General features: G+C 62.7%; 7 protein-coding genes, 1 tRNA gene and 1 pseudogene. 7 read left to right on the forward strand and 2 right to left on the reverse strand.

The features are described 5' to 3' along the window. Window positions 1-80: 80 nt before the first annotated feature. A complete protein-coding gene (locus ACVIGB_RS18590) occupies window positions 81-1,049 on the reverse strand; it encodes a TAXI family TRAP transporter solute-binding subunit (protein ID WP_456721545.1) in 969 nt (322 codons plus the stop codon). A 119-nt stretch (window positions 1,050-1,168) separates the two neighbouring features. Between ACVIGB_RS18590 and ACVIGB_RS18595 the strand changes: the two genes are divergently transcribed. The 3 genes from ACVIGB_RS18595 to ACVIGB_RS18605 all read left to right on the forward strand — a co-directional run bounded on the left by ACVIGB_RS18595 (window position 1,169) and on the right by ACVIGB_RS18605 (window position 3,572). Beyond that, window positions 1,169-2,137, forward strand: a complete 969-nt coding sequence (locus ACVIGB_RS18595) for a Bug family tripartite tricarboxylate transporter substrate binding protein (protein WP_456721544.1) — start codon at window positions 1,169-1,171, stop codon at window positions 2,135-2,137. A 204-nt stretch (window positions 2,138-2,341) separates the two neighbouring features. Continuing rightward, window positions 2,342-2,417, forward strand: a tRNA-Ile gene (locus ACVIGB_RS18600). A 465-nt stretch (window positions 2,418-2,882) separates the two neighbouring features. Then, window positions 2,883-3,572, forward strand: coding sequence for an AbiU2 domain-containing protein (locus ACVIGB_RS18605; RefSeq protein WP_456721543.1), 690 nt, complete (start codon window positions 2,883-2,885; stop codon window positions 3,570-3,572). Window positions 3,573-3,700: 128 nt separating this feature from the next. Here ACVIGB_RS18605 and ACVIGB_RS18610 read toward each other — a convergent pair whose 3' ends face one another. Continuing rightward, window positions 3,701-5,461: a UvrD-helicase domain-containing protein gene (locus ACVIGB_RS18610; RefSeq protein ID WP_456721542.1), complete on the reverse strand. Its 1,761-nt coding sequence runs from the start codon at window positions 5,459-5,461 to the stop codon at window positions 3,701-3,703. 474 nt (window positions 5,462-5,935) lie between these two features. Between ACVIGB_RS18610 and ACVIGB_RS18615 the strand changes: the two genes are divergently transcribed. The 4 genes and pseudogenes from ACVIGB_RS18615 to ACVIGB_RS18630 all read left to right on the forward strand — a co-directional run bounded on the left by ACVIGB_RS18615 (window position 5,936) and on the right by ACVIGB_RS18630 (window position 15,201). Continuing rightward, window positions 5,936-6,493: a hypothetical protein gene (locus tag ACVIGB_RS18615; protein WP_456721541.1), complete on the forward strand. Its 558-nt coding sequence runs from the start codon at window positions 5,936-5,938 to the stop codon at window positions 6,491-6,493. 990 nt (window positions 6,494-7,483) lie between these two features. Next, window positions 7,484-8,158: pseudogene (locus ACVIGB_RS18620) on the forward strand (DUF4143 domain-containing protein); the annotation flags it as partial. A gap of 19 nt (window positions 8,159-8,177) precedes the next feature. Continuing rightward, on the forward strand, window positions 8,178-11,156 hold the full coding sequence (locus tag ACVIGB_RS18625) for a TrlF family AAA-like ATPase (protein ID WP_456721540.1): 2,979 nt from the start codon (window positions 8,178-8,180) through the stop codon (window positions 11,154-11,156). 64 nt (window positions 11,157-11,220) lie between these two features. Then, window positions 11,221-15,201 (forward strand): nSTAND3 domain-containing NTPase, encoded by a 3,981-nt coding sequence (locus ACVIGB_RS18630; protein ID WP_456721539.1) that lies wholly within the window; start codon window positions 11,221-11,223, stop codon window positions 15,199-15,201. Window positions 15,202-15,257 lie beyond the last annotated feature (56 nt).

Genomic DNA, 15,257 nt, shown 5'->3' on the forward strand with positions numbered 1-15,257 from the left:
CCCAGGGCGCATTTGCGCCCCTGAGGTTCGCGCTATGCGCGCCCCGGAACGACTGTGCCAATGACATGCCTCGCACCGCGCTAGCGCGCCACCCCGATCTCGCGAAAATATCTGAGCACGCCAGGGTGGATCAGATTGATCTCAGGCGCGGCAGCGACGGTGTTCGCTGCCGTGGTCTCGCAAGCCTGGGCGAGCTTCTTGCAGAAATCAGCCTCGACGCCGTGCAGCGTCTTCGCCAGCCGGTAGGCGACATCGTCGGGCAACGTCTCGCGCACCAGGATGTAGCTCCAGGAGCCGACCGAGGAAATCGCCGCGGTCTGCTTCGGGTAGCTGCCGGCCGGGATCGTCAGCGGCTTCAGGAAGGTGTGCCTGGCGCGGATGCGGGCGATCTCGTCCGCGGTCGGCGCGATGAAGCGAGCACCGGTCGCGCTCTCGGCCATCTTGCTGAAGCCGGGCCAGCCGATGCCGGCGCCCCACAGCGCCGCAGCACGGCCGTCCTCGACCATCGCAGGGCCATCGCCGGCGCGATCGAGATAGATCGACTTGAAGTCCTCGTCCTGCTTCAACCCGATGCCGTCGAGGATGTAGCGCGACAGGATCGGCAGGCCGGAGCCCTTGGCGCCGAACGCGACGGGCTGGCCGACCAGGTCCTGGATCGTCTTGTAGGGGCTGTCGGCACGCACCGCGAACATGCCCGGGCTCGAATACATCGCGGTGAGGATCTTCAGTCTGGTGGCCGGCGGCCGGCCGATGCCCATGAAGGCCTCGTAGGACGGCTCGCCGGCAACGGTTGCGATGTCGACGCTGCCGGCCTCGAGCAGCGGAATGTTCTCGTTGGAGCCCTTGGTGTTGCGCGGCTCGATCGACAGCGTCGCGTCGGCTGCGTTCATCACCTCGGCGAAGGCATTGCCATAGAGCGGAAAGCCGCCACCCGGCGTCGCCGTGGCGAAACTGATTGTGGTTTTGGAAATGGTCTTGCTCCCCTCTTGCGCCGCCGCGCCGCCCGCGAGCAGCAGCGCGCCGGCGCAAATCATAACAGCGAATTTCATCCCGAGCCTCAAGCATTGCACATGAGCGCGACTATCGTCGCACGGGCGGGGTCGTAGGCAAAGGCAGCGTTTTGTGAAACCATGAAGGCAACAGTCACAAGAAAATGACGGGAGAGACGATGTTCCGGTTCGCACGTGCCGCGCTGCTTGGTTTGGTTTGCTACCTTGCCTCCGTTGCCCCCTCCTCCGCATCCGACTATCCGAACCGTCCGGTGCGCTGGCTGATCGGGTTCGCCGCAGGCGGCCCGGTCGACATCGTGGCACGCATCATGAGCCAGTGGCTGTCGGATCATCTCGGCCAGCAATTCGTGGTCGAGAACCGCGCCGGCTCCGGCGGCAACATCGCAGCCGCCGCTGCGATCAACTCACCGGCGGACGGCTATACGCTGCTGTTCGTCGCGCCCAACAACGCGATCTCGACCTCGCTCTACAAGAAGCTGCCCTACGATTTCCTGCGCGACACCACCCCGGTCGCCAGCATCATGCAGCTCACCAACATGCTGGTGGTCTCGAACGCGATGCCGGTGAAGACGGTTCAGGAGTTCATCGACTACTGCAAGGCCAATCCGGGCAAGATCGCCTACGCCTCGTCCGGCAACGGCACCTCGGTGCACATGTCGGCCGAACTGTTCAAGGCGATGACCAAATGCGACATGCAGCACGTGCCGTATCGGGGATCCGCGATCGCCTTCCCCGACATCATCTCCAACAAGGTGCAGCTGATCTTCGATAACCTGCCGTCGGCGCTCGAGCAGTCGCGCGGCGGCAGCGTCCGCGCGCTCGGCGTGACCTCGCCGCAGCGCTGGCCGGGCGTACCCGACGTGCCCGCGATCGCCGAGACCGTGCCGGGTTTCGAGGCAGTCGGCTTCTACGGCATATCGGCGCCGAAGGGCACGCCGCCGGAAGTCATCGATACCCTCAACAAGGCGGTCGGCGAGGCCCTCAAGGACCCCAAGCTGGTGGCCCGCCTCGCCGAGGTCGGCGGCATCCCGAGGCCGATGACCCCGGCCGAATTCGGCAAACTGGTCGCCGACGAGACCGAGAAATGGCGCAAGGTGGTGGCGTTCGCCGGCGTCTCGGTGGACTAAGGCCCCGATCGTGGAGCGCGCCGGACGGTCAGGATCGCAACGGAAGATGGCTGCCTGGCCGGTGTTCCAGCAATGCCGTCCGTGCGACGTGACCGCACGGCGGCGGTGGCGCTGGGCCCGGGGTGGCATTGCCGAAACCCTACGCACCCTGTAAACGGAGCCCGCACCGTTGCCGGCCGCGCCCCGCGGCCCCGCAAGGCGGCGGGGCCTGTAGCTCAATGGTTAGAGCCGGCCGCTCATAACGGTCTGGTTGCAGGTTCGAGTCCTGCCGGGCCCACCAAGAGTATCAATGTCTTACTGGGTCCTCGTTGCCCGTAGCGCGACGGCCGCACCAGAAACCGCACCAGATACGTGCTCTTTTCGTTCGCGCGCAAGTTCGCGCACTGCAATCTCCTCGAGTGGCGAATGTAGTCGTCACCCACTCATCGGTTGGAGATGCCCCCACAGAGCCGCTGTTAGGAGGGTTATGATTGGCAGCAAAATTAACGGCTGTTCCGACAAATGGCTCGTAGAGCGTGCATTGGACCTCCAATTTGATTTCCCCTTGTCGGAACTGGACGAGGCAAATTCTTGAGCAAGTCTGGACGAGCAAACGATAAGGGGTCGAGGGTTCGAAGCACGGGAACGCTACCGCCTTTCGTTGCGGAGACTGGGGCAGTACCCGTAAAGCATAGTGGAGCCGATGATAGCGCTGTGAAAGCTAAACTGCGCGTCCGATGTTAAAGCTTACAGGGGAGGTAACCACGTGTCCGAGCACTACACGGCGGAACAGGTGAAGCAGCGCAATATCGAGCGGATGGGTCCAGCACTTGGAAGCCAATTTTCGGCGCTGTGGCAGGAGCTGGCCGTCTTGCACCTCTACTGGGCGGAATACAAGGAGCTGTTCGGGACCAAGCCCTCCCGCATAGACCTCATGAACCAAGCAGCTCCGGCGTTCTTCCACATGCTGCAAGAAGAACTCTGGGATAATCGGCTGATGCACCTCGCCCGCATCACGGACTCGCCCAAAAGTGTGGGCAAAGACAACCTCACAATTCGCAATCTGCCAAGTCTCATCGATGACGCGACGCTCAAAGCAAAGGTCACGGCTTTAGTTGACACCGCTCTCGACGCTACGACGTTCTGTCGCGATTGGCGCAACCGACGGATCGGTCATCTTGATCTGGCGTTGGCGACGGGCGCGCCGGCAACCCCTCTTGCCGAGGCGAGCCGAAAGCAGGTCAACGACGCGTTGAAGGCCATCGCTGATGTCATGAATGCGCTGGACGCTCACTATTTCGATTCCGAGACAGGGTACGATCGCCCAGTCAGAATAAACGGCGCTCTGGACTTCCTGTTCATCCTGAATGACGGGATCAAAGCCCGCGATGAGCGCGACAAGCGGATCGAGGATGGAGAGTATCGAATGGAAGACCTGAAGGCCGATGATGTCTAAAGGCCGATGCCACGATGAAGTTGCTAGCATGCTCAACGGCACCAGCTCGCCGATATGATTGTACTAGCTGAACTAGATTTAGATGGACGGAATACCCGCGGACGACCGACACCGAAACGAGGGCGCAATCATCTGATCAGCGACAAGATGTTCTGCGGAACCTCGACGGCTTCTTTTGCGCGAGTAAGGGCGACATAGAAGAGACGTACCTCGGCAGGATCAGGGCCGCTTGTCGGCTTTTCCGGCTGGCTGCGCAGAAAATCATCCATGAGCCGGACGGTACTCCACTCGCGGCCCTTCGCCTTGTGGGCGGTCGAGATGGTCAGATCGCTTCGCTCTTCGTCGACGGTGCGGTTGAGGGCCCACATCAACTGACGCTCGCCGCGCGACTCGACCAGGTTCACGAATGACAGTAGATGGTCCCCCTCCCCGCTTTTAGCAAATTCAACGACCTGCTCCCACTTGTCGAAGCCGAAGAAGTCCGGGATCGTGCTCTGCCTGCCTTCCTTGAGATCCTGCACGCCGCGCAGCATGTCCATCAGTTCATCGGTGCCGCCGACAAGATGGGGCTTCTTGCCTTCATCCAGACACTCGATGATTGCGGCAATGGTGGTGGCGTTGGTTCGAGCCAGGATGGTCTGCGGCTCAACGCTCCCGACCCGGCTCTTGACCGCTATATTCCCCTTGAGTGGCCGCTTTTCGCCGAGAAAGACCAGGAGCTTCGAGGCCCATTCCGCGATGGTAGGGCCGAAGCGGAACGAAGTAGTGAGGTAGGTCTCACCCTGGGTCTCAATCTTTTCCATGGCATTTACAGCGCCGCGCCATTCGTAGATTTGCTGGTACTTGTCGCCCACATAGATCATTTGGGCGGGCTGCTTCCGCAGCACATCGAGCACAACCGGATTTGTATCCTGCGCCTCGTCGAGAAGAATGAAATCGGCGGCAATCCTGGGATTGCTGAGAGCCCACAGTTTCAGGTAGCCGTCGTGACCGAGCGGCATGGGATCATTCTCGCCTCGCATGCGACCCCACACATGCTTGGCGCCGTGGAGCGCGAACTCCGTCACAGCCCGCATCGTGGCCTCGGGAGCGGCAAGCAGTGAACCGTGTCGAGGAATGTGATGCGCCGCCAGTTCGGCATCGGCGCTCTGCATATAGCGGCGCAACGTATCAAGGATGAGATACCCCTGCGACCGCGGTTGCAGGACGTGCCGGCCGTCGACGTTCCACCGCTTCAGGTTCAGCATCTCCGCGAGCTGATTGGCGTTGACCTTCCCCGTCATCTTGTCGGAGTTGTTTCGGTAGGCCGCCGGCGCCGCGCGGAAGGCGAGCCGGTGGCTCGTCGCACAGTTCACCGTATTGGGGAATTTCTCTTCGGCATCCCGGACAATGCTCCGGTTAAACGCAATGTATTGACCGCGCCTGGTCGTGCTGTGCGCCAAGAATTCGAGCGTCGAGGTCTTGCCGGTACCGGCGTAGGCGTTGATCTTTACCGATCCGCCGCGCCGAAACTGATCGATGGCCTGCTGCTGCTCCGCTGTCGGCTTACGCGATGACGTGCCATTCGCGGCGGGAGAGGGCTTCGGCGCCGGGCCCGTCTTCGCGTTCGGCGACGGTTTCGCCGAGCCCCGTGGCTCACTGCGCGGCTTCTCGGCAAGGCCCAGGAATTTTTCCGCGGCCTGAAGCAGCGAACGGGCCTTCGCGGTCGTCCGGAAGCCGAGTTCGCTGACAACTCTTTCTACTGCCGCTCTGTCGCCGCCGTCCTGGGCGCGCTCAAATTCCTGTTCGAGTTGCGCAATCGACCAACTCGCATATTGGCGCGACACCGAAAAATGCCTCCCTGCAGCCAGCCCGCACATTATCACAACAGCTTGAAGCGTTGCTACCATCGGTGGTACTCCCGGCTGAACAGGGGGGCGATGTCCAGCTACACCAGACCGTGCAGGCATTGCGGGCGCAGGATCAACCTGCGGCAGATGCCGCACGGCCAATGGGTGGCCTTTGAAGGGGACCAGCAGCATGTCTGCGATGAGCCGGCCGCGCCAAGGGCCCCACCTCTCGCAAGTCCCCGGACGCCGCCGCCCGCATCTCCTGCGCCGGCCCCCTTCGAGCCACTCTATCCTAAAGTCCCACAGGACCCGGCTCCGGGCCCGCAGCCGGCGCCGACGCGCCCCGTCTCTCCACCTGCGCCTGCACCAGCTCCGCGTCCTGCGCCGGCACCGCAACAGCCCCGCCCCACCACGCCGACCGCGGCGCCGGTCACGCCACGTCCAGCGCCGGCCCCCCAACCCGCGCGGACGCGATATGGAGGTGCTCCGACGCAAGATGCTCCACGGTATCCAGCGCCGACAAAGCGGCGAGGTATGGTCGAGACGGTTCTCGGTGTGATCTCCGGCCTAGTCGGCTCGACGCTCGGCCTGCTGATCAGCGCCTTCGCGCTCTTTTCGCTGCCGCTGAACGTCATCGCATTAATGCATCTTTTTGGATGGTCCTGGTTTGGTGCGCTCGTCGGGGCAATCCTATTTGCTTGCATCCCCTTCATTGGCCAGCTCGGTTTTCTCATCCTCGCGGTCATGGGCGCATACTACGTATGGGATGCGAATTTCGATTGGCACAAGGCGGCGTACCCATCGACGAAGACGTTCAGCGTCTCGACGCTTTCGGACGTCGAGCTTGAGCGCTTTAAGACCGAGGTCGTCCGCCCCGGCTTCGAACAGGCCTGCAAAGCGGAAGCCCTCAAAACCGTCGGCTTCGATGGAAAATTACCGGCCCGCGCAGCAAGTCAGTGCGAGTGCTTTGCGACGATTTTTACGGCCAACCTCACGCGCGCCGGCATGATCGCTTTTGAGAAGGACGGCCAGTATCCCAACGATCTGCAGCAGCGCGTAGGGTCCGAGGTTCGTCGCGCCTGCGAGAACTGAAGCAAGATATCGGGCGGCCACAGCTCACTGGCTAAGCCTCTAGAGTAAGCGAAACTCGAAATAGCCAAGCATCAGTATGTCGGCGATTTTGCTCGCTTCAAAAACACGTCCACAACTTCGAAGTAGGCTTCGTCCGGTCGCGGAGGATCCCTAGCCAATCAAGCGTAGCGATAGCCGCAGCCTTGCGGATGTCGTTCGCAGCCACTTGGCAACTTCTCGTCAGACTCGGAGAGCAAGCAACGGCTGGATGACGCAGGCGAGGATGAGCCAACCAAGCGGATTGCGGCCCCGGCCTGCCACAGCGACCGCGACGACAACCGCGAAGTCCCCAGATAAAAATCAATTCACGCAGAATGTCCATTAGCGCGGCATACATAGTGCGGGACCATACGAGCGCATATCCGGAGAAGCATGGGGACAACGGGTCTCAACCTCAGCTTGCGTAGCTCGTTCGATTGCGCTTCAATGAGGAACTATGCGGGGCGGGGTTCTTATTTTGCTCTTGGCCGTTACGGCCCTCGGAGCGTATTCGATTGGTCGTCAGGGTGCGCCGACAAGCGCGCCCACGATTCCGGTTGCGCAGCGGTCCGCTGCCATAGCGAAGCCCCTCGCCTTCACCGCTCCACCGGTCGTTGCCGCACCGCCAATGGCGACAGTCACCGCATCGCCGCCATCATCCATCCCAAGTTCCGCACCAGCCAACACGGGCAGTCCACCTGATAAGGTCGCGCCGCGGCCCGAGCCCAAGCGCAAGGTCGAGGCCGCACTGACCGCCGCCGCCATCATCGCGATCCTGATCAAGGCGAGCCGGGATCAGTACCATGCGACGGGGAAGCCCTGCGCATGTCCGGATGACACAATGCGCAACGGTCGCTCTTGTGGTGCGAGGAGCGCTTACTCACGGCCGGGCGGCGCGGCTCCGATCTGCTACCCGCATGACGTCACGACCGCGATGATCGACGCGTATCGTCAACACGTAGCTTCGAGATGACCCACGATCTGCCTGACATCGCCGATGTGGAGAAGCTGACCGAGCTTCCGAAATTCGTGCGCCTGCTGGCCGAGCACTCCGGCCAATTGGTGAACTATTCGCAGTTCGGCGGTGCGATCAACGTGAGCTACAAAACCGGGCAACGCCATGTCGAGCTGGTCGAACAGGTGTTCCTGATCGCGACGATGCGGCGTTGGTTCACCGACGTGCTGAAGCGGATCGTCAAGACACCCAAGCTGCATTTCGTCGACTCCGGCCTGCTGGCAAGTGTGCGCGGACTCAACTTCGACCGGGTGAAGGCGGATCGCCGCGCGTTCGGCGCACTACTTGAGAGCTTCGTATTTTCGGAGGTGCTGAAATTAATGACGGCCTCGGACCTGCGACTGACGGTTCATCACTTCCGCGATCGGGACATGCGGGAGGTCGACACCGTGCTGGAGCGCGATGACAGGATGCTCGCGGGCATCGAGGTGAAGGCTAGCGCCACGGTCAAAACCGGTGATTTCGGCGGCCTCTGGGCCTTGGCCGAGACGTGTGGAGACCGCTTCGCCTTTGCCGTCGTCCTCTACGACAGCGCGGACGTCGTGCCGTTCGGCAACAAGCTGGCGGCGGCACCCTTGTCGAGTCTTTGGAACGGAGAGAAGCAGGCGAACAAGACTGGCAAGTCGAATTAGCCGGCGGAAGGGGGAAGCGATGCTCAGCAGAGGGTCAGAATGGCGGAGATGGGAACCGCATATTCACGCGCCAGGTACGGTCATGAACAATCAGTTCAACGGCCCGAACGCCTGGAGCGATTATCTGACCGCGCTTGAGCAGGCTACGCCGGCTATCGAGGCGATCGCTGTCACGGACTATTACGTGACCGATACCTACGAAGAGGTGTTGCGGCACAAGGCCGCTGGCCGTTTACCGAGCGCCAAGCTGGTCTTTCCGAACGTCGAGCTCCGGCTTGACGTCGCGACGGCGAAAGGGGGCTTCGTCAATCTCCACCTGTTCGTTAGCCCGGAGGACCCGCAGCATCTCGAGGAGCTGCGGCGCCTGCTGTCACGCTTGCAGTTCAACGTCATGCAGGATCGTTTCGATTGCACGCGCGCCGATCTCATCCGGCTCGGCAGGAAAGCCGATTCCACGATCACGGACGAGCGGACCGCGCTGGCCTACGGCGTCAATCAGTTCAAGGTCAATTTCCAGAAGCTCCGCGAGGTGTTCTCCGAAAGCGGATGGGCGAAGAAGAACATCCTGATCGCGGTGGCCGGCGGCGCGACGGATGGCACCTCGGGCGTGCGCGAAGCGGCCGATCAGACGATCCGCCGTGAGATCGAGGGCTTCGCCCACGTAATCCTTGCGGGCAGCCCAGCGCAGCGCGAATTCTGGCTGGGGCAGAAGGACCTGGGGCCCGATGAGATCCGCGCCCGGTACGGCGGCCTGAAGCCGTGCTTGCATGGGAGCGACGCCCACAAGCTCGACGACGTGGCGTCGCCATTCGGAAATCGTTTCTCGTGGATCAAGGGCGAACTCGAATTCGACGCGCTCCGTCAGGCGTGCATCGATCCCGACGGGCGCGCCTATGTCGGTGAGCAGCCGCCAAGCTCGGCTATGCCGTCGCAGGTAATTTCGCACGTCCGGATCGACGACGCGGATTGGGCAACCACGCCCGACATTCCCCTCAACCCCGGCCTCGTCGCCATCATCGGCGCGCGCGGGTCGGGAAAGACGGCATTGGCGGATGTGATCGCGGCGGGTTGCGACGCGATTACGTCAGCCGGTTGGGACGCGGACGAGAACATCAGCCCATCGTTCCTGGCTCGGGCGCGTAGGCTTGTCGGCAACGCAACGACGACGCTAACCTGGGCTGGTGGTGCAATTGTGACACGCGCGCTTAACGGCAGCGACGCCAACGGCCACATGTCGTTCCCACGTGCCCGCTATCTGTCCCAGCAGTTTGTCGAAGAACTCTGCTCTGCAAAGGGCGTTTCCGACGGTCTCGTCGACGAGATCGAGCGCGTGATCTTCGAGTCGCACTCGCAGGACGATCGCGAGTGGGCGCTCGATTTCGCAGAACTGCGTGAGCAGCAGACCACCCGATTTCGCCAGGCCCGCGAGCGCGAAGCCGAGGCGATCGGAGACATCTCAAATCGCATCGCGACCGAGTTCGAAAAGGAGAGCCTTGTCGCCTCGCTTACCACCCAGGTCGGACAGAAGAAGAAGCTGATCGCGGACCATACGGCCGATCGTGCGAAGCTTGTCGTCAAGGGCACTGAGGCACAGGTTGCCCGCCACACCCAGCTCAGCGAGGCGGCCCAGAAGCTTCGCAACAGGATCCAGTCTTACGGTAACCAACGCCGCACTTTTGTCGCCTTGCAGGATGAGGTCCGCAGCATGCGGGCGACCGGCGCGCCCGAAATGCTCCGTCAGGCCCAATCCCGGCACACCAACAGCGGCCTCAACGCCAAGCAGTGGGACGACTTCCTGCTGATCTACAAGGGCGACGTCGACAAGAGCCTCACGGCCTACATTGCCTGGGCAGACGGTGAAGTTCGTAAGCTCAACGGCGTACCGCCAACGCCAGGCGATCCGAACGTCGCGCTGGTCGCCGACGTTACCGATGTCTCGACGCTACCGCTCGCACCAATCACCGCCGAGATGACGCGTCTGGAGGCGCTGTTCAGCGCCGACAAGCTCGTGCGGGATCAATACGCGGCGCTGACCGGACGCATCGCCCAGGAAAATTCCGCGCTCCAAACCCTCGAAACCCGGCTGACCGATGCACAAAGCGCCGCCACGCGCCGGAAGGATCTCCAAGCCGAGCGCGATGATACATACGGCCGGGTGTTCGAGGCAATCATCAACGAGCAGAATGCGCTGGCTGGCCTCTACCAGCCGCTCATGGCCCGGCTGGCTGCATCGTCGGGCACGCTGAGGAAGCTCAGCTTCTCGGTCCGGAGGATCGCCGATGTCCAGGCATGGGGCACTGTCGCGGAGGAGGACCTTCTCGACCGACGCAAGACCGGGCCATTCTATGGCCGCGGCTCCCTGATCGCGGCGGCGAAAGAAGCGCTCAAACCTGCATGGGAGACCGGATCGGCGGCCGAGGTCCAAGCCGCCATGACGGCCTTCATGGCGAGATATCTGCGGGACCTTCTATCCCATGCGCCGTATGCGCCGACGCAGCAGGCTGAGTTCCGCGCTTGGTCGAAGCAGTTCGCGCACTGGCTTTTCGGCACGGATCACATTACCGTCCGCTACGAAATCTCCTATGACAGCGTCGATATTCGCAAGCTGTCGCCCGGGACGCGCGGCATTGTGCTCCTGTTGCTCTATCTCGCGCTCGACGACACCGACGACAGGCCGCTGATCATCGACCAACCCGAGGAGAACCTCGATCCCAAGTCCGTCTTCGACGAGCTCGTGGCGCTGTTCATCGCGGCTAAGGCGAAGCGCCAGGTCATCATTGTCACGCACAACGCCAATCTCGTCATCAACACAGATGCGGACCAGATCATCGTCGCATCGGCGGGTCCGCATCCTTCGGGCGGCCTGCCGCCGATCACCTATGCGTCCGGCGGTCTTGAGAGCGCGGAAATCCGCAAGGCGGTGTGCGACATCTTAGAGGGCGGCGAGGCCGCGTTCCGCGAACGGGCCCGAAGATTGCGCGTGAGGCTGGAGCGGTGAGCACGGCAAACCTCGCCGGCGAGCGGGCCAGTGAAGCGCGGCAAATGGACGTCGAGATTTGACCATGGTGTCTCCAGCATCTGCGACAGGCGGAGCCAAGGCTGCGCTCGACGGTTACGAGTACCAGCTCAGCGTCTCGGTGTTGGCGGCGCTGCGGTTGATGCTCATCACCAAATCGGCGAGCCGGATCACACTCGAACCGGCCGACGCGGAAGATCTGGAGTCCGACCTCGAACCGGCGACACCTGGCCGTGTTCAACCTAGCGCGAATGTCGCGGACGGCTACAAGCTCGTCGTGCAGGTGAAGCTGCGCAACAGCGGTCCCTGGTCCATCGCCGATTTTGAGGCCTTGCTGAAACGCGGCACGACCCGTCGACCGGCCAAACACCACCTCGACGATCCAGGGACGCGCTATCTGCTGATCACCAACGCCGACGCCACCGGCGCGGCCCGCGACCTGCTGGTCCAAGGCCTCGAGGAATGGCCGCAAGAGCAAGTTTTTCCTCCCAGCCTGTCGGGAACGCTCCCCCATGGACCTGAAGGTCGGATCGCCATTTGGGGCGTCCTCACCGAGCGTCTCCTAGATTTGGAGATCAACGACATCCTCGGTTCCCTTCTGCGCGTGCCCCAGAGCCGACAAGCGGAGTGTCGCACGCGGCTACGAGATGAGGCTCAGCGGCGGATGCGCGGGACGAGCCCAGGCGTGTGGACGCGTGAGGACTTGCTGAGCGTCATCCGAGGCTGCGGCGGCTATCTGGCGAGCGCACCCCAACTCGAGGCTTTCGTGCCACCGGCAAACTACCAGGCCCTCAGCGCTCTATTGGATCGGCGGAACGGGATCGTCATCACCGGACCGTCGGGCACGGGCAAAACCTGGACGGCGCTGGCGCTTGTCGATCAGGCGCGCCGGCGGCCTTCCGCCCCTGAGATTATCCAGGTCAACGTCAGCAACGGCCCGTCGAGCACGCGGCCCTTGATCGACACTGGGTCGAAGCTCTTCTACGTCGAGGATCCGTGGGGTCAGTTTAGCCTGCGGGGTGGCGCCGAGGCTTGGACTGAGCAACTGCCCCGGCTGTTGCGCGAGGCACACCCTGGACATCAGTACGTTATCACGTCTCGTACCGACATGCTCGGTCAGGCCAAAGCTGACGAGGGTCTCAAACGCTGGACCGCCGTGCTCGATGCGGACCAATATCGAGATGGCGAGCTCGCACGAATCTACGACAAACGCCTGGAATTGCTGGCGACGGACCTCCAGGCCAAGGCGCTGGATTTCCGCTCCGATGCCCTGGAAGCGCTTGAGACACCGTTCGAAATCGATCTATTTTTTACCTACATGGCAGATGGCCCAGAGCGGGAAGAAGTCGATCCTATGTTCTTCCGACGGCTTCTTTCGCTGGCCCATCGCGACGCCGTAGAGGGCGTCGTCGTTTCCTATCTGAATGCCAGTGATCAGACCGGCTGCTCGGCGATCATATGGGCGCTGCTTGCAGCAAGGTCGCAGTTTGACCGCGGCCAGCTGATTGGGCTTGGCCGACAACTTCGGATCGCCGAGCCGACTTTTGCTGACGGGCTGGAGAAGCTGGTGAACCGGCTTGTTTCGACGCGCCATCTGCGCCAGCCCGGGCAGACCGTCAGCTTCTCGCACCCAAGCGTCCGTGCCGGGTTCGAGATCTTTATCAAGCAGAATTGGGCGCGGAGCGAAGCGGCCTTCGCGTCCTTGATCTTCGCCTTAACGCGACTCAGCGGTTCGCAACGCGATTGGGCGCTCGAGACTGCGGCCCGCTCGCTCAAGGCGATCAGCGATCTCGTCGCCGGCGCTGAAGGCCTTGGTGCGGAGTTTGAAGCAGACAGCGCCGGTCGCGCTGTGATCGATACTTGGCTGGAAGAAGGCTTGGTTGATCCGCGCGCCGATTTCCGCCCCCTGCTTCAATTGGCGTCAGACGTCGGCACGCGGGCATCAACCCCATCGGAACTTGCACGCTGGTTCATCCAGGGTGTGCGCCGCGGCGGCCAGCTCTTCCTCGACAACTGGCGGCCACCGGACTTCGACGACGCCTGGTATGCACGGGTCGCGGCCGATCCGCGCTCGTTCGCAATCGCCGATCGATTTGTTCGTGAGCAATTGCCGCAAGAGCGCGACGGCTTTGGCGACAGTTTTCCAATCAAGCTCGATCGAATTGCGACCGGCCTCACGCCAGCCTTCCTCGCCGCGGCACGCAAGCTGGTCGCCTCCGGCTTCGACAGGAATGTCGGCGCGGTGGCGGCGGGTGCGGTGCGAGACCTCGAACACTATGAAGAAGTTCTTGAGGCGGCGCTCGATGAGCTCAAAGGCCTTCGTCGATCCTACGAGCGGGAGGGCAAGGAACAATGGCGTGCAATCGAGGACGGGGAATGCGACGCAGCCGTTCAGGAGGGTTACCAATCCCAACACGAGGACGACGGCTATGCGGCGGGCGTTTTCGTAGATGCCTATGTAAGGCAAGTCAGATTGCTCGGCCGTTGGCCGAGTCTGACAGCTCATCCCCGGATCTCTGAGCTGGGCCGCGCTTGGGCCGATGACATCGCGCGAGCAGGCGCATTGGTTCCGCTGGAAGAAATTCGAGCCGTCATCTCCGTCACGCTGGACACCGATGATGAAGACCGCGCCTGGGAGGCCGCACGCGAGCGTTGGCAGGCTCCGCTGTCCGCCGACCTCGAACAGCGGATCCTTTCCGATCCGGGTGACGAGAGCTTACGCGGCGCGCTCGCCTATTGCGCGTTGATCAAAGCGCCGGCCGTGCTGGCCCGCTGCTTCGACCGTTTGGCGGTAACACCCGCCTCGTTTGCGCATCTTCTGGTGGACGTGCACGCAGCGCAGCGCCGCATTTCGAGCAAGAGACGTGCGCGGCGAATGCGAAAGCTCTTGGCGACACTTCCGGGTGTGGCCGCCGAGATATTCCGGGCCCTATCCGTCAACGACAAGCCTCCATTGGCTGTTGGCCCAGAGGCCCTGTCCCTGTTGGACCGAGCGGCAGAAACGGCCACGCCCACCGTACTCTGCGGGATTGTGCCGATCATGATCGCCAGTGGCGGCGCCCCGTCATGGGCCATCCGGCGTTGGCTCGTTGAGACCACGGACCATCGTCTCGCAAAGGCCGCCGCTGAGGCGGCCATTCGTATCGCGGACGATGCATTGGTCTGGCTAGCGCTTAGTCATGTTCGAGCAGACGCTCGCGAAGTTGCCGTCCCCTATCTCGCGGGCCGCCTGCCAGATCCCCTTCCGCCGCGCCTGCTGGATTTGTCGAGCGATCCGGGGAGCAGGTCCAGGCGCGCCCTGGTCCGGATCCTTGCGACGCGGCTGTGCGCCGAACATCAGAGCGTGTTGCTCAAATTGCTCGACGATGATTGGTCGGATGCCGAAGCGTTTCACAACGAAGAACCATCTTACCCGATTGCACGCGAGGCGGTTGGCGGGCTCGCCGCCTACGGCAGCCTCTCGGATGGCATCGGGGAAGCCCTGTTGTCTCGGGCCGAGCGCACGAACGACCGCTCACTTGGTATTGTGGCGCTCGACACGGCTGCGCAATGCTGTGGTCCCGCAATCCGAAAGAAAATCTGGGCCCTGTCTTTCATCGACCAGCCCCGCTGGGTCCGCGTCGACGCCATCGACGCATTGAGTCGATCCAATGTGGTCGAGAGTGAGATCGTCGATGGGATCACGGCGGAGCTCCTTCTGCGACTGGCGCCGCCTTTGGCTGCCTCCGCCTGCGTCCTGCTCGCGACTCATGGTCGGGTCGAAGCTGTGGTCGCAGCTATGGAGCGGGTCGCATGCTCGGCAAGGCATCGCGTGCTGTTGCTGCTTGGCGCATGCGGCCTCGCCGACCGCGACCGCCCAGCCGCGCTCGGGCTGCTGGCGTTACTCGGAGCAGATCACCCTGCGCGGCGGCTACTCGATCTCGCCGACGGCGAGCAGCTGCCGAAAACAGTGCTCGACGATCTTGGCCATATCCGCTTTCGGAAGGCTGTTCGCGGTTGGCTCAAGGATAAAGTCGCAAAGGATTGAAACCCCCGTCGTTCTCAGCCCGGCGAGAGCCTGCGCCCTAACAATGAAGGGAGGTG

Source organism: Bradyrhizobium sp. USDA 4341, from assembly GCF_054063755.1.